The following is a 26,519-nucleotide window of genomic DNA, read 5'->3' on the forward strand; positions in this document are numbered from 1 at the left end:
GGCGGCAACGTCCGCTCATCCCACTGCAGTGTGTGCCCATGTCTCTGCCCACCTCTCTCAGCCAGCACATCATCCGCCGCCCGCAACGCATTGCCCTGCTCGGGCATATTGCCGAGCAGGGCTCCATCACCCGCGCCGCCAAAGCGGCCGGTTTGAGTTACAAGGCCGCCTGGGACGCAATTGATGAACTCAATAACCTTGCGCAAAAGCCGTTGGTGGAACGCAGCGTCGGCGGCAAGGGCGGTGGCGGCGCCAGGCTGACGCTTGAAGGCGATCGCGTATTGCGCCTCTATCAGCGCTTGCAGGCCTTGCAGGCCGAGGTGCTCGGTTCGGACGAGGCCGCCCGCGACTTCAACCTGCTGGGACGCTTGATGTTGCGCACCAGCGCGCGCAATCAGTTGCACGGCCAGGTCATCGCCATCCAGGCCCAGGGCCGTAACGACTTGATTCGCCTGGAACTGCCCGGCGGGCTCACTCTGGACGCGCGCATCACCCACGACAGCACACAACGGCTGGAGCTGGAGCCAGGCGTGGAAGTGGTGGCCCTGATCAAGGCCGGTTGGCTGGAACTGCTGGCAACGGAGCACGCCGCAACACCTGGACACAATTGCCTGAGCGGTAGAATCGAGACGATTCTCGACGCCGATGACGGCCCCAGCGAAGTGCGCATCCTCCTGCCCAATGGCCCGGTGTTGTGCGCCCTGGCGCAGCCCGCCGCGCTCAAGGCACTCGATGCCGTCGCAGGCCAGCCGATCCAGGTGCAGTTCGCGCCCGGCAATGTCCTGCTCGGCACGCCCGCGTAGGCGCTGACCGTCTTCAACCTGCAACAATTTCGTCACGCGTGCTCCTTAAGGTGTCTGCAAAAACCGCTGGGAGCCTGCAATGAACCTATTAGAAGAAAACCAAGCCACCGACCTTGAACAGATGGTCGGCCTCACCCGCCGCCGCTTTATCGGCGCCGGCGCCCTGTGCGGGGCCGCGATGTTCCTCGGCGGCAACCTGCTCAGCCGCAGCGCCCTCGCGGTCAACGCCGCCTCCGCCAGCCCGCTGCTGGGCTTTGCCGGCATCGCCGCCGATACCCGCGACACCATCACCCTGCCGCCGGGTTACAACGCTTCGGTGCTGATCAGCTGGGGCCAGCCGCTGAGCAGGCACGCCCCGGCGTTCGACCCGTCCGGCAACGGCAGCGCCAAGGCCCAGGAACAGCAGTTCGGCGACAACAACGACGGCATGAGCCTGTTCGCCTTTCCCGGCGACGACAACCGCGCGCTGCTGGCGATCAACAACGAGTACACCAACTACCGCTACCTCTATGCCCACGGCGGCGCGCCGCAGTCGGCCGAAGACGTGCGCAAGGCCTTGGCCAGCGAAGGCGTGTCGGTGATCGAGGTGCGGCGCAGCGGCGATACCTGGCAGTTCGTTCAGGACTCGCGCTACAACCGACGCATCCACGGCAACTCGCCGATCCGCCTGAGCGGCCCCGCCGCCGGCCACGCCTGGCTGAAAACCAGCGCCGACAACACCGGCAAAAAAGTCCTCGGCACCTTCCAGAACTGCGCCAACGGCAAGACTCCATGGGGCACGTACCTGACCTGCGAAGAAAATTTCACCGACTGTTTCGGCAGCAGCAACCCGCAGCAGAGCTTCGATGCCGCGCAAAAACGCTACGGCGTGGTCGCCGCCAGCAAAGAAATCAACTGGCACCCCCATGACCCGCGTTTCGACATGGCCAAAAACCCCAACGAACTCAATCGCCACGGCTGGGTGGTGGAGATTGACCCGTTCGACCCGCAATCCACCCCGGTCAAGCGCACTGCCCTGGGCCGCTTCAAGCACGAAAACGCGGCCCTGGCCGAAACCCGCGATGGCCGCGCCGTGGTGTACATGGGCGACGACGAGCGCGGCGAATTCATCTACAAATTCATCAGCCGCGACCCGATCATCCACGATAACCCCAAGGCCAACAGAGACCTGCTCGACCACGGCACCTTGTACGTGGCGATCTTCGACGCAGGCGATGGCGATGCGGATCATCCAAGGGGCAAGGGCCAATGGGTCGAGCTGACCCACGGTAAAAACGGCATCGACGCCAGCAGCGGGTTTGCCAGCCAGGCCGAAGTGCTGATCCACGCACGCCTGGCCGCCAGTATCGTCAAGGCCACACGCATGGATCGCCCGGAATGGATCGTGGTGAGCCCCACGGACGGCCAGGTCTACTGCACCCTCACCAACAACGCCAAGCGCGGCGAAGACGGCCAGCCGGTGGGCGGGCCCAACCCGCGCGAGAAAAACGTGTATGGCCAGATTCTGCGCTGGAAGGCCGATGCCGATAACCATGGCAGCAGTACATTCAGCTGGGACCTGTTTGTGGTCGCCGGCAACCCCGGCGTGCACGCCGGCCAGCCCAAGGGCGGCTCGTCCAACATCAACCCGCAGAACATGTTCAACAGCCCCGATGGCCTGGGGTTCGACAAGGCCGGGCGCTTGTGGATCCTCACCGATGGCGACTACAGCAATGCCGGCGACTTCGCGGGCATGGGCAATAACCAGATGCTCTGCGCCGACCCGAATACCGGCGAGATCCGCCGCTTCATGGTCGGGCCGGTGGCGTGCGAGGTGACGGGCATCAGCTTTTCGCCGGATCAGAAAACGCTGTTCGTGGGGATTCAGCATCCAGGCGAAACCGGCGGCTCGACCTGGCCGGAGCATCTGCCCAATGGCAAGCCGCGGTCCTCCGTGGTCGCGATCCGGCGCGACGATGGGGGCATTGTCGGCGCCTGACCGCTACAACCGCCTACCTTGATTTCAGCCAACCCAAAAACCCTGTGGAGAGCGGGCTTACTGTGGCGAGCAGGCTTGTCCTGCGTTGGGCTGCGCAGCAGCCCCAAAGCCAGGCTCTGAGCCGTATCAGGTACACCGCGTTTTGCTGAATTGGGGGCGCTTCGCCCCCCAACGCAGGACAAGCCTGCTCGCCACAGACAACCACCTATCCCAGTCCCGGTGCGCTACCATACGAGGCCCGACGCGGCGCCCTGCTGCGCGCAGGAGTTCGCATGGCCCACCCGTTTGAAACACTCACCCCCGACCTGGTCCTCGACGCCGTCGAAAGCATCGGCTTTCTCAGCGATGCGCGCGTGCTGGCGCTCAACAGCTACGAAAACCGCGTGTATCAGGTGGGCATCGAAGACAGCGAGCCGCTGATCGCCAAGTTCTATCGGCCGCAGCGCTGGACCAGCGAGGCGATCCTCGAGGAACACCGCTTCACCTTCGAGCTGGCCGAGTGCGACGTGCCGGTGGTTGCGCCGATGATCCACAACGGTGAAAGCCTGTTCGAACACGCCGGGTTCCGCTTCACGCTGTTTCCACGCCGGGGTGGCCGCGCGCCGGAGCCGGGTAACCTTGATCAACTGCACCGCCTTGGGCAACTGCTCGGCCGACTGCATGCGGTGGGCTCAACCCGCCCGTTCGAACACCGCGAAGCCCTGGGTGTGAAGAACTTCGGCCACGACTCCCTCACCACCCTGCTCGAAGGCAACTTCATCCCCAAAAGCCTGCTGCCCGCCTACGAGTCGGTCGCCCGCGACCTGCTCAAGCGCGTGGAAGAGGTGTACAAGGCCACGCCGCACAAGAACATCCGCATGCACGGCGATTGCCACCCCGGCAACATGATGTGCCGTGACGAAATGTTCCACATCGTCGACCTGGACGACTGCCGCATGGGCCCGGCGGTGCAGGACCTGTGGATGATGCTCGCCGGTGATCGCCAGGAATGCCTGGGGCAACTGTCGGAATTGATGGATGGCTATCAGGAATTCCATGACTTCGACCCCCGCGAACTGGCGCTGATCGAACCGCTGCGCGCCCTGCGCCTGATGCACTACAGCGCCTGGCTGGCCCGGCGTTGGGACGACCCGGCGTTCCCCCACAGTTTCCCGTGGTTCGGCAGCGAGCGTTATTGGGGCGACCAGGTGCTGGCGTTGCGCGAGCAGCTGTCGGCGCTCAACGAAGAACCCCTGAAGCTGTTTTAACCGGTGGGAGGGGGCGTGCTCCCGATGACGGTGTGTCAGCTAAAGCGGGATTGGCTGTCACACCGCTATCGAGAGCAAGTCCCCTCGCACATAAAGCAAAGCCAATCCCCCAGGCTGACAAATATCCTTACAATCACGCCTTTGTCAGTTGCCCGAGCAAGGATTCCGCATGCACGCCGCCAACCCCCGCAAGGGGTACATCCTGGGCCTTAGCGCCTACATCATCTGGGGCCTGTTCCCGCTCTACTTCAAAGCCATCGCCAGCGTGCCCGCCGTCGAGATCATCGTGCACCGGGTGTTGTGGTCGGCGCTGTTCGGCGGTTTGTTGCTGATGGTGTGGAAACACCCGGGCTGGTGGCGCGAGCTGCGCGACAACCCCAGGCGCCTGGCGATCCTGGCCCTCAGCGGTTCGTTGATTGCGGCCAACTGGCTGACTTATGTGTGGTCGGTGAACAGCGGGCGCATGCTCGAAGCAAGCCTGGGTTACTACATCAACCCACTGGTGAATGTGCTGCTGGGCATGCTGATCCTCGGCGAGCGCCTGCGCCGCCTGCAATGGGTGGCCGTGGGCCTGGCGGCGGTGGGTGTGGCGCAGCAGGTGTGGCAGGTCGGCAGTTTGCCGTGGGTGTCGCTGGTGCTGGCGCTGACCTTCGGTTTCTACGGGCTGATCCGCAAGCAGGCGCCGGTCAAGGCGCTGCCGGGGCTGGTGGTGGAAACCTGGATGCTGGTACCGATTGCCGTGGCGTGGTTGCTGTTCAACCCTTCGGCCCACAGCGCGCAGATGGCATTCTGGAGCACATCCGAAGCCTGGTGGCTGGTCGCAGCCGGTCCGGTCACGCTGGTGCCGCTGGTGTGTTTCAACGCCGCCGCACGGCATCTGCCCTACACCACCTTGGGTTTTTTGCAGTACATAGCGCCCACTCTGGTGCTGCTCCAGGCCGTGCTGCTGTTCGGCGAGCACCTGGCGCCGGCCACGCTGATTGCCTTCGCGTTCATCTGGGCCGGGCTGGCGGTGTACAGCGTGGATATCGGGTTGAACGCGCGCAAACGCTGATCACTCCTCGCTGCGCAGCTCCACCATCAAGTCATCGGCGAGGGTCTCCAGGGATTCCTGCAGGGTTTCCAGGGACAAACCGGACGGCACCTGCAGCAGGGCTTCGGCACTGAACAGCGGGTCGCCACTCATGGGCGCCGGGCGCACATCGGTGCTCAGGCGCTCCAGGTTGACGCCCTGGCGGCTGAGCAGCGCGGTAATCTCGCGCACGATGCCCGAGCGGTCATTGCCCAGCAGCGTCATCACAATCGACTTGGACGTCGACGCCTGCCCGCTGCTGCCCTCGCCCACCAGCACACGAATGCCATGGGTGGACAGGTCCTCCAGCGCGCCCACCAGCGCCTGTCGGCTCTCGGCCGGCACGCTCACCCGCAGAATCCCGGCAAACTGCCCGGCCATATGCGCCATGCGGCTTTCCAGCCAGTTGCCACCGTGGGCGGCAATGTTCTGCGCGATGCGTTCGACGAGGCCGGGTTTGTCGGCGGCGATAATTGTGAGTACAAGATGGTCCATGGCGAAGCCCTCTGGAAATCAATCTACAAAGTGGACCCGCAGGCCCTCGAAAACAAATCGTGTACCATTTTTATTTTTATCTGGAACAATCCAACGGTTTCTTGAGAACATCCGGCTCTTCGCTGTGACCGCATGATCAAAATGGGTCGCTAAACGACGTATTGAGTCTGATATTCACAAGCACAAGTCATCATGTAGTATGCCCAACCGGGCACTACATAATGATCATCAGATTAAGCGCATAAGCTCCGCAGAGTGAGGCAAGCAATGACTGAACACGTTCAAGTCGGTGGCCTGCAGGTCGCCAAAGTCCTGTTCGACTTCGTCAACAACGAAGCGATTCCCGGCACCGGCCTCACGGCCGAGCAGTTCTGGGCCGGCGCCGACCAGGTCATTCACGACCTCGCGCCGAAGAACAAGGCCCTGCTCGCCAAACGCGACGATTTCCAGGCGCAGATCGACGCCTGGCACCAGGCTCACGCCGGCCAGGCCCACGACGCGGTGGCCTATAAAGCCTTCCTGCAAGACATCGGCTACCTGCTGCCGGAAGTCGCAGATTTCCAGGCCACCACTGAAAACGTCGACGACGAAATCGCCCGCATGGCCGGCCCGCAGCTGGTGGTGCCGGTAATGAACGCGCGCTTTGCCCTCAACGCCTCCAACGCCCGCTGGGGTTCGCTGTACGACGCGCTCTATGGCACCGACGCCATCAGCGAAGCCGACGGCGCCGAGAAGGGCAAGGGCTACAACAAGGTGCGTGGCGACAAGGTCATCGCCTTCGCCCGCGCCTTCCTTGACCAGGCTGCGCCACTCAGCGCCGGCAGCCATGCCGAGTCCACCGGCTACAAAATCGTCGATGGCGTGCTCATCGTGGCCCTTAAAGGTGGCAGCAACAGTGGCCTGCGCGACGATGCCCAGCTCATTGGCTTCCAGGGCCCGGCAGCCGCGCCGATTGCAATCCTGCTGAAAAACAACGGCCTGCATTTCGAAATCCAGATCGACGCCAGCACCCCGGTTGGCCAGACCGATGCCGCCGGCATCAAAGACATCCTGATGGAAGCCGCACTCACCACCATCATGGACTGCGAAGACTCCGTCGCCGCCGTCGATGCCGACGATAAAGTGGTGATCTACCGCAACTGGCTCGGCCTGATGAAGGGCGACCTGGCTGAAGAAGTCGCCAAGGGCGGGACCACCTTCACCCGCACCATGAACCCCGACCGCGTCTACACCGGCGTGCACGGCGAGGACGTGACGCTGCACGGCCGTTCGCTGCTGTTCGTGCGCAACGTGGGTCACCTGATGACCATCGACGCGATCCTCGACAAACACGGCAACGAAGTGCCCGAAGGCATTCTCGACGGCCTGCTCACCAGCCTGGCGGCGATCCACAGCCTCAACGGCAACAGCAGCCGCAGCAACAGCCGCACTGGCTCGGTGTACATCGTCAAACCGAAGATGCATGGCCCCGAAGAAGTGGCGTTCACCAACGAGTTGTTCGGTCGCATCGAGGACGTGCTGAAGCAGCCACGCAACACCCTCAAGGTCGGGATCATGGACGAGGAGCGCCGCACCACGGTCAACCTCAAGGCCTGCATCCAGGCGGCCAGCGAGCGCGTGGTGTTCATCAACACCGGCTTCCTCGACCGCACCGGCGATGAAATCCACACCTCCATGGAAGCCGGCGCGATGGTGCGCAAGGCCGCCATGAAAGCGGAAAAATGGATCGGCGCCTACGAAAACTGGAACGTCGACATTGGCCTGCGCGCCGGCCTGCAGGGCCGCGCCCAGATCGGCAAAGGCATGTGGGCCATGCCCGACCTGATGGCCGCCATGCTCGAACAGAAAATCGCTCACCCCCTGGCCGGTGCCAACACCGCCTGGGTGCCGTCGCCAACCGCCGCCGCCCTGCATGCGTTGCACTATCACAAGGTCGACGTATTCGCCCGCCAGGTGGAACTTGCCCAGCGCGAACGCGCCTCGGTGGACGATATCCTGACGATTCCGCTGGCCGGCTCTACCGATTGGTCCGACGAAGAAATCCGCAACGAACTGGACAACAACGCCCAGGGCATCCTCGGTTACGTGGTGCGCTGGATCGACCAGGGTGTGGGCTGCTCCAAAGTGCCGGACATCAACGATGTTGGCCTGATGGAAGACCGCGCCACCCTGCGTATTTCCAGCCAGCACATTGCCAACTGGCTGCGCCACGGCATCGTCAGCGAAGCCCAGGTGCTGGAAAGCCTCAAGCGCATGGCGCCGGTGGTGGACCGCCAGAATGCCGGGGATGCGCTGTACCGGCCGTTGGCGCCGGACTTCGACAGCAACATCGCGTTTCAGGCCGCGGTGGAACTGGTGATTGAAGGGACCAAACAGCCCAATGGTTACACCGAGCCGGTGTTGCACCGCAGGCGTCGGGAGTTCAAGGCTAAAAACGGCCTGTAAATGAAAAAGCCCTGATCGAGAGATCAGGGCTTTTTCTTTGGTTTCAGGGTCACTGGAGTGGCGCTATCGGGAGCAAGTCCCCTCGCACATCTGCAAGGTATTCACAGCTCGACATGTGGGAGGGGGCTTGCTCCCGATGAGGCCAGCACCGTCACCTCACCATCAGGAAATCATCCCCAACTCCCGCTTCACCATCTGCGCCAACTTCACGCTATCAATCGGCTTGAGCAAAAAATCCACCACGCTCAAATGCATCGCATCAATCACATCCGGCGCCTCGGCGTCCCCCGACATAATGATGATCGGCAACGCCGCGCGGGTGGATTCACGCACCTGGCGGATCAGCTCAAGACCACTCCCGGGAGCCATGCGCAGGTCGGTAATCAACAAGCCGATCGAGCTGCTGGTTTTCAATAACTCCCACGCTGCCTCACCACTGTCGGCCGTCATGCAGCGAATACCGTCCAGCCCCAGAATCTCCGCCAACAGTTCACGCGCATCCTTGTCGTCATCAACAATCAATACACGCTGTGGCGGTAAATCAGGTTCCAGCATCACGGCGCTCAGCGCCTCGCGCTCGGCATCACTCAAAATATCGTGGTCGGACATACAGTTCTCAGCAGTTCTATTCAATCTCGCAGCACACTCGTCAGACATCTGCGCAAGGGCGTTCAATGTGCACTTCGTCGGAAACTTTGCCTAGTGGGCGTTCCACGGGGTTTGCACGGTAGTCCCATAGGGTTTTTCCCTAGTCCGTGCAGTCACTTCGCTACCTAGACTTACGTCCAATGGGCACCCGCCGTGCGCCAGCCGACCATGCAGCACGATAACGACAAAAACATTGCGGTCACTGTTATGAGTAAAGCTGATGCTTTCGCCCAGGCGGGAAAAACCGCCGTCTTGCAGAACATCCACGGCACCCTGCAATTCCTGCAGCGCTTTTCGCCGTTCAACCAAATGGAGAACGCGCACCTGGCGTTTCTGGTGGAGCAATGCCAGCTGCGCTTTTACGGCACCGGCGACAGCATCCTCAAACCGGCGGGCGGGCCGGTGGAGCACTTCTATATCGTCAAGCAAGGCCGCGTGGTGGGTGAACGCCCGGACTCGACCGAAACCACCTTCGAAATCACCACCGGCGAATGCTTTCCGCTGGCCGCATTGCTCGGTGAACGAGCAACCCGCACCGAACACAAAGCCGCCGAAGACACCTTCTGCCTGCAATTGAACAAGCCGGCCTTTATCAAGCTGTTTGCGCTGTCCAGCCCGTTCCGCGATTTCGCCTTGCGCGGCGTCAGCAGCCTGCTGGACCAGGTCAACCAGCAGGTGCAGCAAAAGGCCGTGGAAACCCTCGGCACCCAATACTCCCTGAACACCCGCCTGGGCGACCTGGCCATGCGCCATCCGGTGATGTGCAGCCCGCAGACACCGCTGCGCGAAGCCGTGACGCTGATGCATGAACAGCAAGTGGGCAGCATCGTGATCGTCGACGACCAGCAGGCGCCTCTGGGCATCTTCACCCTGCGCGACCTGCGCCAGGTGGTGGCCGACGGCACCGGTGACTTCAGCCAGGCCATCGCGGGGCACATGACCCAGGCGCCGTTTTTTCTCACCCCGGACCACAGCGCTTTCGACGCCGCTATCGCCATGACCGAACGGCACATCGCCCACGTGTGCCTGGTCAAGGACCAGCGCCTGTGCGGCGTGGTGTCCGAACGCGACCTGTTTTCCCTGCAACGGGTCGACCTGGTGCACCTGGCCCGCACCATCCGTAACGCGCCCAGGGTCGACAACCTGGTGGCGATGCGCGGCGAGATCGGTCAACTGGTGGAGCGCATGCTCGCCCACGGTGCCTCGTCCACCCAGATCACCCACATCATCACGCTGCTCAACGACCACACCGTGTGCCGGGTGATCGAACTGACCCTCGCCGAAAAGGGCGACCCGGGCGTGCCATTCAGTTGGCTGTGCTTCGGCAGCGAAGGACGCCGCGAACAGACGCTCTACACCGATCAGGACAACGGCATCCTGTTCGAGGCCAGGGACGCCGCCGAAGCCGCCGAGCGACGCGGGCGCCTGCTGCCGTTGGCGCAGCAGATCAACCAGAGCCTGGCGCTGTGCGGCTTCAGCCTGTGCAAGGGCAACATCATGGCCGGCAACCCCGAGCTGTGCCTGTCTCGCTCTGAATGGGCACGCCGGTTTGCGGCGTTCATTCGCGAGGCCACCCCGGAAAATCTGCTGGGCTCGAGCATCTATTTCGACCTGCGCGTGGTGTGGGGCGATGAGCAGGGCTGTGAGCAACTGCGCCAGGGCGTCCTTGACCAGGTCGCCGACAACCGCCTCTTCCAGCGCATGCTGGCCGAGAACGCCCTGCGCCAGCGCCCGCCGGTTGGGCGCTTTCGCGACTTCGTGCTGACGCGCAACGGCGCCGAAAAGGCCACACTCGATCTCAAGGTGCAGGGCCTTACGCCATTCGTTGACGGCGCGCGACTGCTGGCCCTGGCCAATGGCATTCACGCCAATAACACCCTGGAGCGCCTGCGTCAGTTGGTGATCAAGGCCGTGATCGAGCCGCTGGACGGCGCCGCGTATGAAGAGGCCTATCACTTTATCCAGCAGACCCGCATGCAGCAGCACCAACTGCAAAGCCGGGAAAACCAGCCGTACTCCAACCGCGTCGACCCCGACAGCCTCAACCACCTGGACCGCCTTATCCTGCGCGAATCCCTGCGCCAGGCCCAACGCCTGCAGAGCAGCCTGACATTTCGGTATCAGCTGTGAGCCTGTTCAGCTGGCTGCGCAAGACAAAACCGCGGCTCGACGCGGCGCAGCAGCAACGCCTGGTGCAACTGCCCTCACCCTGCGCACTGGGCGACGGTTCTTTGCGCAGCCAGCGCTGGGTGGTGGTGGACCTGGAAACCAGCGGTCTGAACCTTAACCGCGACCAGGTGCTGTCCATCGGCGCCGTGGTCATTGAGGACGGTGCGGTGGACTTCTCGCAACTGTTCGAACGCACGCTGCACCGCGCCGACAACCGGCTCAGCCCCAGCGTGCTGATCCACGGCCTGGGCCCCAGCGCCATCGCCGCCGGCAGCGACCCGGTGGAGGCGCTGCTGGACTTCATGGCGTTTGTCGGCGACAGCCCGCTGCTGGCCTTCCATGCGCCGTTCGATCAACACATGCTGGGCCGCGCGCTCAAGGACAGCCTGGGCTATCGCCTGGCCCACCCGTTCCTCGACGTGGCCGAGATCGCCCCGCTGCTGTGCCCCGACGCGCCACTGCGTGAAGCCGGGCTGGACGACTGGATCCACCACTTTGGCCTGCAGGTGGGCGAACGCCATCACGCCAGCGCCGATGCCCTGGCCACGGCGGAACTGATGCTGATTCTGTTCAGCCGCGCGCGCCGACAGCACATCGACTCACCGAAGGCCTTGCAAGAGCGCTTGGGCCAATGGAGACGGCGCAAACACGCGCCATCGTTTTAATGTCACCTCCCGACAAACGCCAATTGCGCCCATCCGATGCCTCTGCCACAATCGCGAATAATTCTCGTTAGTTTAAACAATTCGTTTATCCGGTGATGCCTTGTCGTCAGTCCAGCCTCCCCACAGTGAGCTTGTTGGTGCGTTGTATCGCGACCATCGTGGCTGGCTGCTGGCCTGGCTGCGGCGCAACGTGGCCTGCGCCAGCCGCGCCGAAGACTTGAGTCAGGACACCTTCGTGCGCCTGCTGGGACGTGCCGAGCTGCGCGAACCCCGCGAGCCACGTGCCTTTTTGGTGTCCATCGCCAAAGGCCTGCTCTTCGACTACTTCCGCCGCGCGGCGCTGGAACAGGCCTACCTCACCGAATTGATGCTGATCCCGCAAAGCGAACACCCCTCGCCCGAAGAACAGCAATTGATCCTCGAAGACCTCAAGGCCATCGACCGCCTGCTCGGCAAACTGTCGAGCAAGGCTCGCGCCGCGTTTCTGCACAGCCGCCTGGATGGCATGGGCCACGCCGAAATCGCCCAGCGCCTGGGCGTCTCGGTGCCCCGCGTGCGCCAGTACCTGGCCCAGGGGATTCGCCAGTGCTACATCGCCTTGTACGGCCAGCCGCTGTGATAGGTGCCAAACCGGTCTCGGCGCGGGTGCTGGATGCCGCGATTGCCTGGCAACTGTCCCTCGACGCGGGCGACGCCAGCGCGGTGGAACAGGAAGAATTGCGCAGATGGCTGGCCAGCGATGCCGAGCACGCCCGCGCCTGGCGCCAGCTGGGCATGCTCGATCAGCGTTTCAGCGCAGCCTCGGGCCCGGCGCGGGCGGCCTTGCTGCAGTCGCGCGAAGGCATTCGCCAACGCGTACGCAAACTGGGGCGGGGCCTGGCGAGTATCGCGCTGGTGTGCGGGCTGGCGTTGTTTGCCGGCGAGCGCTACGTGCCGCTGCATTACTGGCTCGCCGACCAACGCACCGCCACCGGCGAGCAGCGCACGCTGACACTGGCCGATGGCACCTCGATCAACCTCAACACCCACAGCGCCATCGACGTGCGTTTCGACGAAAAGCGCCGCCTGATCGTGTTGCAGGCCGGGGAAATTCTGATCGAAACCGGCCATGACGACGCGCGCCCGTTTTACGTGCAAACCCCCGACGGCAGCCTGCGGGCGCTGGGCACGCGGTTCATCGTCAAGCGCGAAGACCACGCCACGCGCCTGAGCGTGTTGCAGTCGGCCGTGGCCGCGCAGCCTGAGGCGCAGCACCAGGCACAGGTGGTCAAGGCCGGCCAGCAAGTGCTGATGCGCAGCGATGGTTTGGGCCCCTTGCTGGCCGTCACCCCCGGCAGCGACGCCTGGACGCGCGGCATGCTGGTGGTCGACAACGCGCGTCTCGCTGACGTGATCAAGGAGCTCGGCCGCTACCGCAGCAGCCACCTGGGCGTGGATAAAAACGTGGCCGACCTGCGCATCACCGGCAGCTTCCCGCTGCGCGATACCAACCTGGCGCTCAATGCATTGCTGCCGACGCTGCCGGTGCAAATCGAGCAGCACACACCGTGGTGGGTGACGGTGCGCGCCAGGCCTTGAAATGCGGGAGGGGCTTGCCCCCGATGAGGCCCTCAACAACAACCCAAAAAAATATTTACCGCCCGCCCTATCACTTTCCCATTCTCATCCGGCTCCTAGGCAATCGAGAACTATTTCCATCAGGAGCCGCCCCTTCATGTCCCGCACGCTCGACACCTTGTTGCGCCCCAGCCTGTTAGCCGTGGCCATTGCCTTCGGCGCCCCGCTCGCCAGCCCCTTGCTGCTCGCCGCCGAACACGCCGCAAGCGTGCGCGCCTACAACCTGCCGTCCGCGCCCCTGGCCAGCACCCTCAACCAGATCGCCAGTCAGGCCGGCCTTGCGCTGACCCTCAACCCGACGCTCGCCGCCGGCAAGACCTCGGCACCAGTCAAGGGCCAGTTCGATGCGCAGAGCGCGCTGCGTGAAGCCTTGCGCGGGACGGGGCTGCAACTGGAGCAAGGCACGGCAGGGACGTTTACGTTGGTGCCGATTCCGGACGGGGTTGTGGCGTTGCCGCAGACCAGCGTTATCGGGCAGGGCAATTATGAAAGTGCGTGGGGGCCGGTGGAGGGTTACCTGGCCAAGCGCACCGCCGCCGGCACCAAGACAGACACTGCACTGGTCGAAGCACCGCGCTCGATTTCTGTTGCCACCCGCGAGCAGATGCAGGATCGCAACGTTCAGAACCTGGACGATGCCGTCAAATACATGCCCGGCATTGTGTCCGCCAGCTACGGCAGCGACACACGCTACGACTGGATGCGCGTACGCGGCTTCGAACCCACCCAATTCCTCGACGGCCTGCCACTGCCGCGCGGTGTGTACGCCAACCCTAAAGCCGAAACGTGGAATCTGGACCGCCTCGCCCTGCTGCGCGGCCCGGCCTCGTCGGTCTATGGCCAGACCCCGCCGGGCGGTCTGCTGGACATGGTCAGCCGGCGTCCCAGCGCAGAACCGAGTAACGCAGTGCAGGTGCAGTACGGCAGTGACAACTACCGCCAGATCAACTTTGACAGCACCGGCAAAATCGATGACGAAGGCCGGTTTCTCTACAGCCTCAGCGGTGTGCTGCGTGATGCTGGCACCCAGGTCGACCATATCGACAATAAGCGCTACAACATCGCGCCCAGCCTGACCTGGAATATCGATACCGACACCAAGTTGACCCTGCTGTCACAGTTCACCCGCGATGATACCGGCACCACCAGCCAGTTCCTGCCGATCCAAGGCACCAAGATCAAATCACCGCTAGGCGAGGTTTCCCACCACAAGAACCTTGGCGATCCCGATTACGACTTCTACGACCGTACCTACTACGCACTCGGCTATGCTTTCGAGCATCGCTTCAACGATACTTGGCAATTCAAGCAGAACCTACGCTACACCAAGTCCGAATTGGCGTTCCAACAACTGACGGTCGGCTCCTTCGCGTTCTCCCCTGCTGATGCCAATGGCAATATCAGCCGCTCCTCGACCAACGTGGACGAGGACATCAGCCAGTTCGCAGTGGATAACAATTTCCAGGCTGACTTCGCCACCGGCGACATCACTCACACTCTGCTGCTGGGTCTGGATCATCAGCGCACCGATACCTCTTACCTGGCGATTTTCGGCGACGGCGGCACCACCAACATTTTCAACCCGGTCTACGGTCAGCCGATCGTACGCCCGGCGCGCTCAACGGCCTTCTACGATTACAACCAGAAAACCGTGCAGACCGGCCTTTACGTGCAGGACCAAATGGCCCTCGATAACTGGCGCCTGACCCTTGGCGGCCGTGAAGACTGGGTACACCAGGGCACAACCTACTTCAATAAAAACGACGCCACCAATACCGACCGCAGCAAGAACTTCAGTGGCAACGCGGCGCTGAGCTATGTGTTCGATTCAGGTTTCGTGCCCTACCTTTCCTACGCCGAGTCGTTCCAGCCCGCGAGCAACGCCAGCGTAGACCCCGTCCAGTCGTTCAAACCGACCGAAGGCCAGCAGTGGGAACTGGGGATCAAATACCAGCCGCCCGGCTCCAACACACTGCTCAGTGCCGCGGTCTACGACCTGACGCAGAAGAATGTACAAGTCACAAGCTTCCAGTCCGGTGGTGCCTCGGTCACCGATCAGACCGGCGAAGTGAAGGTCAAGGGCCTGGAATTGGAAGCCGTGTCTGACGTGACCGATAACCTCAAGGTAATCGCGGCCTACACCCTGGCCAAGTCTGAAGTGCAAAAGGGCCAGTACAAAGGCAACCGGCTGCAACTGATCCCCAATCAGCAAGCCTCGCTGTGGACCGACTACACCTGGCATACCGGACCACTCGACGGTTTCGGTATCGGCTTTGGCGCGCGCTACACCGGCAACACCTATGGCGACCAGGCCAACACCTGGGCCGGCAAAGCCAATGCCTACACCGTGTTCGACGGCGCCGTACACTATGACCTGGGCCGACTGGACAATAGCCTCAAGGGTGCGTCGGTGAAAGTGAACGCCACTAACCTGTTCAACAAGGATTACATTTCCACCTGCGACGGCTCCTACTGCTACTTCGGCGACCAACGCAGCGTAGTCGCCAGTGCCACTTATCAGTGGTAATCCGCTGAGTTAACCACCAAGCCGTCCTCCGGGACGGCTTCGGTGCGTTTGAAGGCTAGAAAAATGAAAAGCAAAACCATCCGCCGCTGGTCCTTCATCCACACCTGGACCAGCCTGATCTGCACCGTATTCCTGTTGCTGCTCGCCCTCACCGGGCTGCCGCTGGTGTTTCATCATGAGATCGACCACCTGCTGGGCAATGAGCCGACGCTTGCGCAGATGCCGGCCGACACGCCGCAGCTCGATCTGGAACGACTGGTCGCTAAAGCCCAGGCCCATCGCCCGGGCGAGGCCATGCAGTATTTGGCCTGGGACGAGGACGACAAAAACGGGGTAATCGCGATCATGGCGGCGACCGCCGGCACCGAGCCCAATTCGTCGCACACCTTCATGCTCGACGCACGCACCGGTGAATCGGTGGAGATGCCCTCGGCCAATGGCGGTTTTACGCTGTTCGTGCTGCGCCTGCATGTGGACATGTTCGCCGGCCTGCCGGGCAAGTTGTTGCTGGCGTTCATGGGCTTGCTGTTTGTGTTGGCGATTGTCTCCGGCACGGTGCTGTACCTGCCGTTCATGCGCCGCTTGAAATTCGGCACGGTGCGCCAGGATAAATCCACGCGCCTGCGCTGGCTCGACCTGCACAACCTGCTCGGCGCGGTTACCCTGACCTGGACGCTGGTGGTGGGCGTGACCGGCGTGATCAGTGCCTGTGCCGACCTGATCATCGCCGCCTGGCGCACCGACAGCCTCAGCGCCATGATCGAACCCTACAAGAACGCCCCGCCGCTGACGCAGCGCGCACCGGTCAGCGAGTTGCTGAGCATTGCCGCCAAGGCCGCGCCGGGCATGCAGCCGGACTTCATCGCCTTCCCCGGCACACGCTTTTCCAGCGAGCACCACTACGCCGTGTTCATGAAAGGCAGCACGCACCTGACCTCGCACCTGCTCACGCCGGTACTGATCGACGCCCGCACCCTGACCGTCACCGCCATCGCCGAACGACCGTGGTACATGGACGCCATGGGCATGTCGCAGCCGTTGCATTTTGGTGACTACGGCGGCATGACGATGAAAATTCTGTGGGCGGTACTGGATGTGCTGACCATCATTGTGCTGGGCAGCGGGGTGTACCTGTGGCTCGTGCGGCGCAAGGCGGGCAAGGCATGAAGCCGCGCCAGTCGAGTTTCTGGAAGGTGTTTGGTATACCGCTGGGGATCGGCCTGCTCAGTGCCGCCGGGCTGTTTGCGGCGCTGCTGGGCGACGGGCTCTGGGACGTTTTGAGCTGGGTGGGGCTGGGGGTTCCAGCGGTGATTGGCGCCTGGGGGTTGTTGGCGCGGCGCGGCTGAATGCGCTATCGGGAGCAAGCCCCCTCCCACATTTGAAAGTATTCACAATTCAAAATGTGGGAGGGGGCTTGCTCCCGATGAGGCCCGAAAAAACACCACAATCTCCTCGCCAGCCATCGCCCAACCTCATAGGCTAGGCCCCAGCCCACTTCGAGGAATACCCATGTCCACGCCCAGCATGACCTTGTTCCACAACCCCGCTTCACCCTTCGTGCGCAAAGTCCGCGTGCTGCTGATCGAAACCGGCCAGCAGGACCGCGTGGCCCTGCACGACTGCGTGCCGACGCCGGTCAGTCCGGACGCCCAGGTGGTGCAAGGCAACCCTGTCGGCAAGATCCCGGCCCTGCGCCTGGCCGATGGCAGCAGGCTGCACGACAGCCGGGTGATCCTCGATTACCTCGACCACCAGCACGTCGGCAACCCACTGATCCCTCGCGACGGCTCAGCCCGCTGGCGTCGCCTCACATTGGCCTCGATGGCCGACGGCATTCTGGATGCCGCCGTGCTGACGCGCTACGAGCTCGCCCTGCGCCCGGTGGAAAAACACTGGGCTGCGTGGCTGGACGAACAACGCATTAAGATACGCCGCACCCTCGCCGAGCTGGAACAGGATGCGATGGCCGAGCTGGCCAGCCATTTCGACATCGCCGCCATCAGCGTGGCCTGTGCCTTGGGCTACCTTGACTTCCGCCATCCGGACCTGCAATGGCGGGCGGATAACCCCAGGCTTGCGCAGTGGTATGCCGAGGTCAGCCAGCGGCCTTCGATGCTGCAGACCCAGCCGCCTGCCTGACATTCTGTGGCGAGCGGGCTTGCCCCGCGTTGGGCTGCGAAGCAGCCCCCTCAAGCAGATTGCGGTGCTTCAGGCACTCCTCTGCGGCTGGTTTTGGGGCTGCTGCGCAGCCCAGCGCGGGGCAAGCCCGCTCGCCACAACAGCGTGTTGATCCTGCTCACCAACTGTTCCCTTAACTGTTGATCCTCGCGCAAGCCCATCATTGCTCAACCCCCTTGCGCCGGCCCACGCCGTACCAGTCCAGTTTGCGCGTCAGCACCATCACCGTGCCGAGCAGGGCGAACAGCAACAGCGATCCCATCAGCAGCGCATAATCCTCGGCGCTGAGCAGCCCGTACAACAAGCCATACAGCGCCGCCAACCCCGCCGAAAACCGCAGGCCATGGGCAAGGCTGCGCAGCACATGGCACAGGTAAAAGCCGATCAACAGCACACCGGCACTCGCCGAGATCAGGTAGGCCAAGGCGAACCCCAGGTGCTCGGCCAACGACAACAGCAGCAGATAAAAGAACGCCAGGGCCGCGCCCACCAGGCCGTACTGGATCGGGTGCAGCGCCAGGTTCTTCAGCACTTCGAACAGGAAGAAGCCGCCAAAAGTCAGGGCGATGAACAGCAACGCGTATTTGATCGCGCGGTCGCTCTTGAGGTACTGGTCCACCGGATCGATGAAGTTCACGCCGAAGCTGCGGTTGTTGAAGTCCTCACAGGCCTGGCGGTCCAGACAGCTTTGCAGGGCTTGCTCCAGGTTGGTGGCAAAAAACGAGGTTTGCCAGCGAGCAGTAAAGCCCTTGTTCGTCACGTCCCGTTGCGTCGGCAGGAAGTTGCCGATAAAGCTGGGGTGCGGCCAGTTGGAAGCGAGTGACACCTGGCTGGTCTTACCCACTGGCAACACGTGCAGCTGTTCGGTGCCTTGCAGGCGCAGGTCGAACGCGAACTCCAGCGCGGCGGGCTTGTGGCTGTCCAGCGCCGGCAGCGCCACGTGCACACCCTCCCCCAGCCAGTCCACCAGAGAGCCCGGTGCGAACGCGAGGCGCTGGCTGCCCAGTTCCAGTTTCAGCGCATTTTCGATGCCGCGAATATCGCTGACACCCACCGCCAGAAACGCCGGTTCAAAGCGGTAATCGGCAAAATGCTCGGTAATGCCCAACTGCTCAGGCAACTCGAAACGCCCGCTGATGCGGTTGTCGGCATGGAACAGTCGCGCCTGGTAGATGCCACGCGTACGCAGCTCGGTGTGCACCTGGCCATCGAGTTCAAACCGCTCCGGCAGGAAATACAGACGACCGCGTTCTTCACGGGTTTCTTCGTAGCGTTGATTGAGTTTTTCATTGAGCTTCCACTCGCGCACGGTCCTGCGATACGGCACCACCATCACCGGCCCGGTGAGGCGCTGTGGGTAACTGGAGCTGCGGGCGATATCCGCCAATACCTCATCGCGCCTTTGCTGACGATCACTGATGAGGCCATCGATCATCATCAACGGAATCAGCAACAGCAACATCAGCAGCGCAATGGCGCCAAGTTTGTAAAGCAGGCTTCGGTTCATGGGGCTCTCCCTGTTTTGGATGGGCAGAGCGTGAGCCGCGCATGTGGGCGATTTATGTGGGCATCGTGGAGACTGTGTGGAGATGCAGCACCACTTGCACGCCGCCCGGCACATTGCCGATCGCCATGGCGCCGCCGTGCAGCTTCATTACTTCTTCGACAAAGTTGAGGCCCAGGCCGGTACTTTTGCGTCCGCTGGCCGGGCGCGGCAGCGAGTAAAAGCGCTCGCTCAGGCGCGGCAGGGCATAGTCGGGAATCGGCTCCGCCTGGTTGAACAGGCTGACGTCTACATCGTGCTGCCGCACCTGCGCGCTGAACCTCAGCGTGCCGCCCGCCGGGGTGAAGTCCAGGGCGTTATCCAGCAGATTGCCCAGCGCCTGGCGCAACAGAAAGGGCTCGCCGAACACCTGTACATCCGCCGCAATGGCCTGCTCGACCCGCAGCCCGGCGCCTTCAATACGCGCGCACTGCGCCTTGAGCACCTCATCGACCAATGCCCCCAGCGCAATGCTCGCCTGCTCTTCCAGGCCCTGGCGCTGTTCGACCTGCGCCAGGTTCAGCAGGCGTTCGATCAGCTGCTGCAGGCGCGCGCTTTCGCTGTCGATATTGCCGACAAAGCGCTGCTGCTGTTCGCGGCTCATGTCGCCCTGCAACAACTCCGCCGCACCGCGAATCGCCGCCAGCGGGCTTTTCAACTCGTGCGTCAGGGTGTGCACGTAATGCTCAACGTATGCCTTGCCTTCCAGTTGCGTGCGCATGTGTTCCACGGCGGTGGACAACTGCTTGAGCTCGCCGCCCCGGTAATGCGGCAACTCGGCACGGCGCCCTTCGCTGACTGCCTCGGCATAGGCGGTGAGGCGCCGCAAGGCAGCGCTCAACCACCACGACAGCAACGCGCCAAGCAGCAGGCCGAGCACCACCAGCCCGGCGCCGTACCACAGCAAACGGCGCTCGGTGCGGTCGACATAGGGTTGCAAGGAGCTGTTGGGCTTGGCCACGGTGACCACGCCGATGATCCGTCCGTTGTCGCGGATCGGTGCGCCCACGTGCATCACCGACGAGGCCGGGTCGTCGGGGTCGCTGCGGGTGGAGCGCGCGCCGTATTCACCGCGCAGGGTCAGGTACACGTCGTTCCAGCGGGAATAATCCTGGCCCAGCGCTTCGCCCGTGGAGTCGAGCAGCACACGGCCCTGGGCGTCGGTCACATAGATGCGATGGTTGACCTGGTTTTTCGGCAGCCCCCAAATGGTCGCGCCCGGCTGGCGGCTGCCGTAGGCCTTAAGCAGCTCCGGCCAATGGCTTTGGCCGAGGGTGCCGTTCTTCACGTCATCGCGCAGCACTTCGGCCAGCAGGTTCGCGGTGTCCACCAGGGTTTCCTCGGTGGACTGGCGCACACCGGGACGGATTTCGTTCATGACGGTGCTGAGCACGAAATAACCGGTAAGGCCGATAAACAGCGCATACACCAGGAAAATCCGCAGCCCCAGGCGCATCAGCTGTTGCCGGGGCTGTAGCTGTAGCCGAGGCCGCGATGGGTCTGGATCGGCTCAGCCTGCGCCGCCACGCTGCGCAATTTGCTGCGCAGGCTTTTGATGTGAGTGTCGATGTTGCGTTCGTAGCCGGCGTCGGCGGGCACGCCCACCGCGTCCAGCAGTTGCTCGCGACTGAATATTCGCTCGGGTTGTTCCAGCAGGCTTTGCAGCAGGCGGAACTCATGGCGGGTCAGGCTCAGGGGCTGGCCGCGATAGGTGATCTGCATGCGCTCCAGATCAATCTGGAACACCGCAGGCGCCGCAACCGGGCCGACCCGCTTGAGAATCGCGCGCACCCGCGCCGCCACTTCACGCGGGCTGAACGGCTTGACCACGTAGTCGTCGGCGCCGATCTCCAGCCCCACCACCCGGTCGATCTCGCCATCCCGGGCACTGAGAAACATCACGGGCACTTCGCTGAAACGGCGCAATTGCCTGCAGGTTTCAAAGCCGCTGATATCCGGCAGGCCAATGTCGAGAATCACCAGGTCAGCCGGGGTCTGGCGCTGATGCGCAAGCGCCGCCTGGCCGAGGGTCAGCCAGGTGGTGGTGAACCCTTCGCCTTGCAGGGCGAAGATCAGCGTATCGGCAATTGCGGCTTCGTCTTCGACAATCAGGATGTGCGCCATGGCGGTCCGTCAGCAGTCCGGTTTGTCGGCAGTGTAGCGCCGCGCCGGGTTCACCGCCGCGCCGAATTCGCGCAGGGCCTTGGCGCCGATCAACAGCGGATAGTTGAAGCTGCTGCGGTCGGTGAGGTTGACCTCGACGGTGCGTTTGACGTCGCCCAGGCACATTTCCAGGTCGATCACCGGCCGCTTGGTCACGCTGGTCTCGTCCTTGTCGTCATCCTCGTCAGCGCGGCTCTTGATCTTGCTGATACGCGCGACCTTGTGCTCGTACACCTTGTTCGACGCGTCCTGGCCGCCGAGGCGAAAGCGTACCCAGTCGTCGCCGTCACGGGTGAACGTCTGAATGTCGCGGGCCGACAGCGAGGCGGTCAGCGCGCCGGTGTCCATCTTGGCCTTGAAGGTCTCGCCGATCTCCGGCAACTGGATGTATTCGTAGCGCCCGTAGAGGGTCGGTTCGGCGGCCATGACGGGCAGGGCAACCAGGGTGAACGCGGCAAGGAGCAATTTCACGGCGTGATTTCCTCGAAAGAAGGTGGGCGGATTCTAGACCGCAAACCCGGCACTTAGTTGGATGACCGAGCATAGCGTGCCCGTTGTGAAACATTCGTAGGGTGATTTGCGATTTGGCCTCTGGACCGCGCTTGCTTATGATGAGCGGCCCACAGGAATTCCAAGAGTTGCTTATGCGCCGCCTGCTCACCGGCTGTTGCGTCACGTTGCTGCTGTTGCTCAATACGCTGATCCTGATCGGCCCGTTGCTGGTGTTCGCGCTGCTCAAGCTGGCTGCGCCGGGGCGCTGGCGCGACCATGCCTCGGCGGCGGTAATGTGGATCGCCGAGACTTGGGCCGAGATCGACAAGCTCATCTTCTCGCTGTGTATCCCGACCCAGTGGGACATTCGCGGCGGCGCCGACCTGCGACGTGACACCTCCTACCTGGTGATCAGCAATCACCAGTCGTGGGTGGATATTCCGGCACTGATCCAGGCGCTCAACCGGCGCACGCCGTTCTTCAAGTTTTTCCTGAAAAAAGAACTCATCTGGGTGCCCTTCCTGGGCCTCGCCTGGTGGGCGCTCGACTACCCGTTCATGAAGCGCTACACCAAGGCGTTCCTGGCCAAACACCCGGAGCTGGCAGGGCAGGACCTGAAGATCACCAAACAGGCCTGCGAACTGTTCAAGCGCCAGCCGGTGACGGTGGTCAATTACCTGGAGGGCACGCGGTTCAACGAAGCCAAGCGGGTGCAGCAGGAATCACCCTTTACCCGCCTGCTCAAGCCCAAGGCGGGCGGCGTGGCGTTCGTGCTGGCGGCGATGGGTGAACAGCTGGACGCGATCCTCGACGTAACCGTGGTTTACCCGCAGGCGAAAATTCCGGGGTTCTGGGACTTGATCAGCGGCGGCGTGCCAACCGTGATCGTGGATATCCGCACCCGTGAGCTGGATCCGGCGTTGTGGCAGGGGGATTACGAGAACGATCCGGTGTTTCGCCAGACCGTCCAGAACTGGGTCAACCAGCTCTGGCAGGAGAAAGACGCGCGCATCGAACAGCTGCGCGCGCAGCAGGCTTAGCTGCCGGTGCCCCAGGCCTGGGCCAGCTTGCCCAGTACCGAGCCGTTGGCGCCCTGGCTGCCCAGGTATTGCAGGATCACCGGCGCAAACTGGCCGATCATGCCGCTGTCCATGCCCAGGGCGCTGAACGCGGTGTTCAGGTCGTTGGTGTTCTTCACGTTGCCCAACAGGCCGTCCAGGCCGCTGGTCTTGCTGCCGCCGCTCTGGCCGAGCATCCCGCTCAAGGCCCCGAGGCTGCCCAGTGCATTGTCGCCGGACAGCTTGTCCAGCCCCGGCACGCTCTTGGCCAATTGCGAATAATCGTTGCCGCTCAGCTGGTTCTTGGCCAGGCCCAGCATGGCGCCGGTGCCGCCGACGGCCTGCTCGGGGGTGACATTGAGTTGCGAGGTGAGTGCGCTCAGCAGACCGGCCGTCTCGGACGACGGCGCGGCGGCAGCGGCCTTGTTGTTGCCGCCCTGCATGCCGGAAATCGCATTGGCCGCATCACCAAGGCTGAACCCTGCGGCGAACACCGGGGCCGCTGCCAGGGTCATCAGGCAGGAAAGGGCGAAACCGCGTGAAATCTTCATCGAAACAACCTCTGCAGGTGGGGGCGAAAGCAGGCGTTGGACTGGCGATAACAGGGCTTGTTCCCAACCGCATCCGAAACACCCCGGCCTGCGTATAACGCTTACAGGCCGCCCGGAGCTGGATGGAATGACTGCGCAAATTGGATTACCCTCTGCCCACCGTGCGCAGTCCCGTCGCCCTCGCTCGAGAGCCTGGAGAAGCCCCATTACGCTGACCGATGCTGACCCACTACGCCCGCTGCTGGCCCAATGCGCCCTGGGCAACCGCCAGGCGTTCGAAACCCTGTACCGCAGCGCTTCGCCGCGCCTGCATGGGGTGGCCTACCGCTTCATGGGCCGTGCGGACCTCGCCGAGGACGTGTTGCAGGAGGCTTTCGTACGCATCTGGTACAATGCGTCGCGCTACGAGCCACACCTGGCGTCGCCCATGACCTGGATGGTGAACATCACCCGCAACCTGGCCATCGACCAATTGCGCAAACGCCGTGAGCAACCCCTCACCGAAGGCCAGCAGGACGCCCTGCTCGACGAAGGTCACAGCGCTCACGACCAGCTCGACAGCGAACGCAACGCCCGCGCCCTCAACCGTTGCCTGGACACCCTCGACGGCATGCAGCGCCAATCGATCACCCTGGCTTACTTTCGAGGCCTGTCGTGCTCGGAGCTGGCCGAACACCTGGCGGCCCCCCTGGGCTCGGTCAAATCCTGGATTCGTCGCGGCATGGAGCGCCTGCGCAGGTGCCTTGAATCATGAATTACCACACCACCGCCCTGCGCCGTGCCCTGGCCGCCGACTACGCGATCGGCCTGATGCCGGCCACCGCGCGTCGCCGGTTTGACACCCTGCTGCTCAATGATGCCGCGCTGCGCGCAGAGCTTGGGCATTGGCAGGAGGCCCTCGCCAGCCTCACCGGCAGCCTGCCCGAACGCGCAGTGCCCGATCACGTGTGGGCAGGCATTCAGGCACGGATCGAGCCGCAGGGGCTGCACGTACCGGCGAAAAAACCGTGGTGGAGGAACGGGCGCCTGCTGGCTGCCGCGTGCGCCCTGATTGCGGCAGTGTTGATCGGCATGCTCTACCCACGCGACACGGGCCTTGCATACCGCACCACGCTAGTCGCTGCTGACCAGCAGCCAGCGTTGCAAATCGACACGTTTGCCGATCACCTGCAGGTTGAACCACTCGCAATAGCTGCATTGACGCCTGCGCAGGCGCTGGAATTATGGGTTATTCCCGCCGGTGGCAAACCGATCTCCCTGGGGTTGGTACCGACGGCAGGCAAGGGCCGAATTCAGTTGAGCGAGGCACAGCAAACGCTGCTCAAAGCCCCGGCCACCCTCGCCGTCACCCTCGAACCCGAAGGCGGTTCACCGAGCGGCCAGCCGACCGGCCCAGTGCTATATAAAGGCCAATTGGCATCACTCTGACGAAGATCGCCGACGATGGGCCCCGGAACCCATCGTCATTGGCAAGGTCCATGAACTGACTACAAAATTTGTCAGGAAGAGACTTATGACTGCGATCCAACCCTCAGTGATTGAGCACAAGCCTCCATTCTGGAGCCGTCCGCGCCTGTTTATCGGCGCCTGTGTCGTCGTGGTTGCCGGTGTCGGCGGCGCGCTCTACACCAAAGACAGCGTCAAATCCGCCGCCACCCTGGTCACCACCGCCCAGCAGCCGGCCGCGCAGATCATGGCGCACAAGGATTACCTGGAAGTGCAGCCGATTGCCGCCACGGCCCCGGCGCCCGACCAAAGCCTGGAACTGTGGGCCATCCCCGAAGGCGGCACGCCCGTGTCCCTGGGGCTGTTGCCGGAAGACGGCAAAGGCATCATCGGCCTGAACCCGCGCCAGCAGGAAACCATCAGCAAACCGGTGGAATTGATGGTGAGTTCGGAAACCAAGGGCGGTTCGCTGAGCAAGCAACCGACAGGCCCAACCGTCTATCAGGGCGCATTGGCCACACGCTGACTCAAATCTATTGAACACAGCAGAACCCATGTGGGTGGGGGCTTGCCCCCGATGGCGGTGGATCAGCTACAAGTATGCTGACTGACACACTGCTATCGGGGGCAAGCCCCTCCCACATTTGAACCGCATCGGCTGGGTGACTTGCTCGTGGCGGAGGATGACGCTTATAGTTCGGCCGTCGTCCACATGGCGATACGGGTTTGGCGACCCGGTGAATGGTGCAAAAGCTTCTGCTTCTTTGCAGGTTCTTTTGTATCCGCAATAGCTGCTTTCATGGCGGCTGTGCGCGGGAGACCTTCGGGTCTGCCGGTTCCATTCCCGGTTCGCCAACCTGCGTACAGCTGCCACCCAATTCGTTTGGCGACGAATACGTGTGTAGCCCACCTCTACTTGAATGGGTTTTAAAACATGAACCGATACATACCACTCACCGGCCACGACAGCACCACCCCTTCCCTGCTCATCGACACCCAAGTCCCGCTGGACGTGCTCCACGACGCTGCGCTCTACCGCATCCGCGCCGTCACCCAAGTCATGGAAAACCTGGCCTTTCGCGAAGGCCTGCAAACCGACAACGTCGTCCTCCAGGACTTTGCCCTGCTCTGCGCCATCCCGTTGCGGGATGGTTGTGATTTGCTGGATGTGATCAGCCGGCGGCTGCAATCGTAGGCATAGACCTGAACTTAAGTAGCCCGTTTCCGAAACATCAGTCCCCCCCCTGCATGCGTCTTACATCAGTTGTAGTGCCTTCTATAGTCGTGTGCGCCACATTCACTAAGAGGTGCTAACAATGCAGGGGCCTTCTGCATTTACTTTTGAACTACATCCAACTCTTTGACTGTTCGGCTACAGACTTTCGTTAAATACCCACACATAAATTAAGCTCGAAATCTTCT

At 62.9% G+C, this 26,519-nt stretch carries 25 protein-coding genes; 18 read left to right on the forward strand and 7 right to left on the reverse strand.

What is annotated here, in order from left to right; all coding sequences use genetic code 11:
• Window positions 1-38: 38 nt before the first annotated feature.
• From RHM60_RS13885 to rarD, 4 genes are all read left to right on the forward strand, one after another.
• Entirely contained in the window at window positions 39-803 is a 765-nt protein-coding gene (locus RHM60_RS13885) for a TOBE domain-containing protein (protein WP_322212071.1), read from the forward strand.
• 79 nt (window positions 804-882) lie between these two features.
• Window positions 883-2,781, forward strand: a complete 1,899-nt coding sequence (locus RHM60_RS13890) for a PhoX family protein (RefSeq protein WP_209985612.1) — start codon at window positions 883-885, stop codon at window positions 2,779-2,781.
• A 272-nt stretch (window positions 2,782-3,053) separates the two neighbouring features.
• Window positions 3,054-4,028: a serine/threonine protein kinase gene (locus RHM60_RS13895; RefSeq protein WP_209985616.1), complete on the forward strand. Its 975-nt coding sequence runs from the start codon at window positions 3,054-3,056 to the stop codon at window positions 4,026-4,028.
• A gap of 169 nt (window positions 4,029-4,197) precedes the next feature.
• A complete protein-coding gene (rarD, locus tag RHM60_RS13900; protein ID WP_322212072.1) occupies window positions 4,198-5,082 on the forward strand; it encodes an EamA family transporter RarD in 885 nt (294 codons plus the stop codon).
• Here the strand turns inward: rarD and RHM60_RS13905 are convergent, their stop codons facing one another.
• A complete protein-coding gene (locus RHM60_RS13905) occupies window positions 5,083-5,595 on the reverse strand; it encodes a glycine cleavage system protein R (protein WP_209985622.1) in 513 nt (170 codons plus the stop codon). It abuts the gene before it with no gap.
• 267 nt (window positions 5,596-5,862) lie between these two features.
• Here RHM60_RS13905 and RHM60_RS13910 point away from each other — a divergent pair, with 267 nt between their 5' ends.
• Window positions 5,863-8,040: a malate synthase G gene (locus RHM60_RS13910; protein WP_322212073.1), complete on the forward strand. Its 2,178-nt coding sequence runs from the start codon at window positions 5,863-5,865 to the stop codon at window positions 8,038-8,040.
• Between the two features lie 162 nt (window positions 8,041-8,202).
• Here the strand turns inward: RHM60_RS13910 and RHM60_RS13915 are convergent, their stop codons facing one another.
• Complete coding sequence (locus tag RHM60_RS13915) at window positions 8,203-8,649, reverse strand: response regulator (protein ID WP_209985627.1); 447 nt, start codon at window positions 8,647-8,649, stop codon at window positions 8,203-8,205.
• 246 nt (window positions 8,650-8,895) lie between these two features.
• Between RHM60_RS13915 and RHM60_RS13920 the strand changes: the two genes are divergently transcribed.
• The 8 genes from RHM60_RS13920 (at window position 8,896) to RHM60_RS13955 (ending at window position 17,805) form a co-directional block, all read left to right on the forward strand.
• Complete coding sequence (locus tag RHM60_RS13920) at window positions 8,896-10,818, forward strand: putative nucleotidyltransferase substrate binding domain-containing protein (protein WP_231423810.1); 1,923 nt, start codon at window positions 8,896-8,898, stop codon at window positions 10,816-10,818.
• Window positions 10,815-11,522: a 3'-5' exonuclease gene (locus RHM60_RS13925; protein WP_322212074.1), complete on the forward strand. Its 708-nt coding sequence runs from the start codon at window positions 10,815-10,817 to the stop codon at window positions 11,520-11,522. The genes RHM60_RS13920 and RHM60_RS13925 overlap by 4 nt, the downstream gene beginning before the upstream one ends.
• Window positions 11,523-11,622: 100 nt before the next feature.
• Window positions 11,623-12,141, forward strand: a complete 519-nt coding sequence (locus RHM60_RS13930; RefSeq protein ID WP_322212075.1) for an RNA polymerase sigma factor — start codon at window positions 11,623-11,625, stop codon at window positions 12,139-12,141.
• Window positions 12,138-13,100, forward strand: a complete 963-nt coding sequence (locus RHM60_RS13935) for a FecR family protein (RefSeq protein WP_322212076.1) — start codon at window positions 12,138-12,140, stop codon at window positions 13,098-13,100. The genes RHM60_RS13930 and RHM60_RS13935 overlap by 4 nt, the downstream gene beginning before the upstream one ends.
• Window positions 13,101-13,236: 136 nt before the next feature.
• The gene (locus RHM60_RS13940; RefSeq protein WP_322212077.1) at window positions 13,237-15,666 is read left to right on the forward strand and encodes a TonB-dependent siderophore receptor; all 2,430 of its coding nucleotides are present in this window, start codon (window positions 13,237-13,239) and stop codon (window positions 15,664-15,666) included.
• A gap of 63 nt (window positions 15,667-15,729) precedes the next feature.
• Window positions 15,730-16,833 carry a PepSY-associated TM helix domain-containing protein gene (locus RHM60_RS13945; RefSeq protein WP_231423806.1) on the forward strand — a complete coding sequence of 368 codons (1,104 nt, stop codon included), beginning with the start codon at window positions 15,730-15,732 and terminating at the stop codon, window positions 16,831-16,833.
• Window positions 16,830-17,012 carry a hypothetical protein gene (locus RHM60_RS13950; RefSeq protein WP_209985641.1) on the forward strand — a complete coding sequence of 61 codons (183 nt, stop codon included), beginning with the start codon at window positions 16,830-16,832 and terminating at the stop codon, window positions 17,010-17,012. The genes RHM60_RS13945 and RHM60_RS13950 overlap by 4 nt, the downstream gene beginning before the upstream one ends.
• Window positions 17,013-17,175: 163 nt before the next feature.
• The gene (locus tag RHM60_RS13955) at window positions 17,176-17,805 is read left to right on the forward strand and encodes a glutathione S-transferase (RefSeq protein ID WP_209985643.1); all 630 of its coding nucleotides are present in this window, start codon (window positions 17,176-17,178) and stop codon (window positions 17,803-17,805) included.
• A gap of 199 nt (window positions 17,806-18,004) precedes the next feature.
• On the opposite strand, the gene creD is transcribed toward RHM60_RS13955, so the two are convergent.
• Genes creD through RHM60_RS13975 form a run of 4 tightly spaced genes read right to left on the reverse strand, consistent with a single transcriptional unit; the run spans window position 18,005 to window position 22,021 of the window.
• Window positions 18,005-19,351, reverse strand: a complete 1,347-nt coding sequence (gene creD / locus RHM60_RS13960) for a cell envelope integrity protein CreD (protein ID WP_322212078.1) — start codon at window positions 19,349-19,351, stop codon at window positions 18,005-18,007.
• Between the two features lie 52 nt (window positions 19,352-19,403).
• Window positions 19,404-20,843 carry a two-component system sensor histidine kinase CreC gene (gene creC / locus RHM60_RS13965; RefSeq protein WP_322212079.1) on the reverse strand — a complete coding sequence of 480 codons (1,440 nt, stop codon included), beginning with the start codon at window positions 20,841-20,843 and terminating at the stop codon, window positions 19,404-19,406.
• On the reverse strand, window positions 20,843-21,511 hold the full coding sequence (gene creB / locus RHM60_RS13970) for a two-component system response regulator CreB (RefSeq protein ID WP_209985652.1): 669 nt from the start codon (window positions 21,509-21,511) through the stop codon (window positions 20,843-20,845). Before creB ends, creC begins: the two co-directional genes overlap by 1 nt.
• A gap of 9 nt (window positions 21,512-21,520) precedes the next feature.
• Window positions 21,521-22,021: an ATP-dependent zinc protease gene (locus RHM60_RS13975; protein WP_209985655.1), complete on the reverse strand. Its 501-nt coding sequence runs from the start codon at window positions 22,019-22,021 to the stop codon at window positions 21,521-21,523.
• A gap of 173 nt (window positions 22,022-22,194) precedes the next feature.
• On the opposite strand from RHM60_RS13975, the gene RHM60_RS13980 reads away from it, so the two are divergent.
• Window positions 22,195-23,082: an acyltransferase gene (locus RHM60_RS13980; protein WP_209985658.1), complete on the forward strand. Its 888-nt coding sequence runs from the start codon at window positions 22,195-22,197 to the stop codon at window positions 23,080-23,082.
• Here the strand turns inward: RHM60_RS13980 and RHM60_RS13985 are convergent.
• Window positions 23,079-23,651 (reverse strand): DUF2780 domain-containing protein, encoded by a 573-nt coding sequence (locus RHM60_RS13985; protein ID WP_322212080.1) that lies wholly within the window; start codon window positions 23,649-23,651, stop codon window positions 23,079-23,081. The genes RHM60_RS13980 and RHM60_RS13985 overlap by 4 nt on opposite strands.
• Before the next feature lie 127 nt (window positions 23,652-23,778).
• Here RHM60_RS13985 and RHM60_RS13990 point away from each other — a divergent pair, with 127 nt between their 5' ends.
• The 4 genes from RHM60_RS13990 (at window position 23,779) to RHM60_RS14005 (ending at window position 26,292) form a co-directional block, all read left to right on the forward strand.
• Complete coding sequence (locus tag RHM60_RS13990; RefSeq protein WP_231423804.1) at window positions 23,779-24,405, forward strand: RNA polymerase sigma factor; 627 nt, start codon at window positions 23,779-23,781, stop codon at window positions 24,403-24,405.
• Entirely contained in the window at window positions 24,402-25,079 is a 678-nt protein-coding gene (locus RHM60_RS13995) for an anti-sigma factor domain-containing protein (protein WP_322212081.1), read from the forward strand. Before RHM60_RS13990 ends, RHM60_RS13995 begins: the two co-directional genes overlap by 4 nt.
• A gap of 85 nt (window positions 25,080-25,164) precedes the next feature.
• On the forward strand, window positions 25,165-25,623 hold the full coding sequence (locus RHM60_RS14000) for an anti-sigma factor domain-containing protein (protein ID WP_323571396.1): 459 nt from the start codon (window positions 25,165-25,167) through the stop codon (window positions 25,621-25,623).
• A gap of 408 nt (window positions 25,624-26,031) precedes the next feature.
• Window positions 26,032-26,292 (forward strand): hypothetical protein, encoded by a 261-nt coding sequence (locus RHM60_RS14005; protein WP_322212082.1) that lies wholly within the window; start codon window positions 26,032-26,034, stop codon window positions 26,290-26,292.
• The last annotated feature ends 227 nt before the right edge of the window (window positions 26,293-26,519 follow it).

The sequence above is a fragment of the Pseudomonas sp. MH9.3 genome, from assembly GCF_034354675.1.
In the GTDB taxonomy this organism is placed as follows: domain Bacteria; phylum Pseudomonadota; class Gammaproteobacteria; order Pseudomonadales; family Pseudomonadaceae; genus Aquipseudomonas.

Bases quoted from the DNA above. Each gene is read 5' to 3' on its own strand.
- RHM60_RS13995 (WP_322212081.1), top strand. From the start codon at position 24,402: ATGAATTACCACACCACCGCCCTGCGCCGTGCCCTGGCCGCCGACTAC.
- RHM60_RS13905 (WP_209985622.1), bottom strand. From the start codon at position 5,595: ATGGACCATCTTGTACTCACAATTATCGCCGCCGACAAACCCGGCCTC.
- rarD (WP_322212072.1), top strand. From the start codon at position 4,198: ATGCACGCCGCCAACCCCCGCAAGGGGTACATCCTGGGCCTTAGCGCC.
- RHM60_RS13920 (WP_231423810.1), top strand. From the start codon at position 8,896: ATGAGTAAAGCTGATGCTTTCGCCCAGGCGGGAAAAACCGCCGTCTTG.
- RHM60_RS13950 (WP_209985641.1), top strand. From the start codon at position 16,830: ATGAAGCCGCGCCAGTCGAGTTTCTGGAAGGTGTTTGGTATACCGCTG.
- RHM60_RS14005 (WP_322212082.1), top strand. From the start codon at position 26,032: ATGAACCGATACATACCACTCACCGGCCACGACAGCACCACCCCTTCC.
- RHM60_RS13910 (WP_322212073.1), top strand. From the start codon at position 5,863: ATGACTGAACACGTTCAAGTCGGTGGCCTGCAGGTCGCCAAAGTCCTG.
- creB (WP_209985652.1), bottom strand. From the start codon at position 21,511: ATGGCGCACATCCTGATTGTCGAAGACGAAGCCGCAATTGCCGATACG.
- creD (WP_322212078.1), bottom strand. From the start codon at position 19,351: ATGAACCGAAGCCTGCTTTACAAACTTGGCGCCATTGCGCTGCTGATG.
- RHM60_RS13895 (WP_209985616.1), top strand. From the start codon at position 3,054: ATGGCCCACCCGTTTGAAACACTCACCCCCGACCTGGTCCTCGACGCC.
- creC (WP_322212079.1), bottom strand. From the start codon at position 20,843: ATGCGCCTGGGGCTGCGGATTTTCCTGGTGTATGCGCTGTTTATCGGC.
- RHM60_RS13940 (WP_322212077.1), top strand. From the start codon at position 13,237: ATGTCCCGCACGCTCGACACCTTGTTGCGCCCCAGCCTGTTAGCCGTG.
- RHM60_RS13915 (WP_209985627.1), bottom strand. From the start codon at position 8,649: ATGTCCGACCACGATATTTTGAGTGATGCCGAGCGCGAGGCGCTGAGC.
- RHM60_RS14000 (WP_323571396.1), top strand. From the start codon at position 25,165: ATGACTGCGATCCAACCCTCAGTGATTGAGCACAAGCCTCCATTCTGG.
- RHM60_RS13885 (WP_322212071.1), top strand. From the start codon at position 39: ATGTCTCTGCCCACCTCTCTCAGCCAGCACATCATCCGCCGCCCGCAA.
- RHM60_RS13890 (WP_209985612.1), top strand. From the start codon at position 883: ATGAACCTATTAGAAGAAAACCAAGCCACCGACCTTGAACAGATGGTC.
- RHM60_RS13985 (WP_322212080.1), bottom strand. From the start codon at position 23,651: ATGAAGATTTCACGCGGTTTCGCCCTTTCCTGCCTGATGACCCTGGCA.
- RHM60_RS13980 (WP_209985658.1), top strand. From the start codon at position 22,195: ATGCGCCGCCTGCTCACCGGCTGTTGCGTCACGTTGCTGCTGTTGCTC.
- RHM60_RS13945 (WP_231423806.1), top strand. From the start codon at position 15,730: ATGAAAAGCAAAACCATCCGCCGCTGGTCCTTCATCCACACCTGGACC.
- RHM60_RS13990 (WP_231423804.1), top strand. From the start codon at position 23,779: ATGACTGCGCAAATTGGATTACCCTCTGCCCACCGTGCGCAGTCCCGT.
- RHM60_RS13955 (WP_209985643.1), top strand. From the start codon at position 17,176: ATGTCCACGCCCAGCATGACCTTGTTCCACAACCCCGCTTCACCCTTC.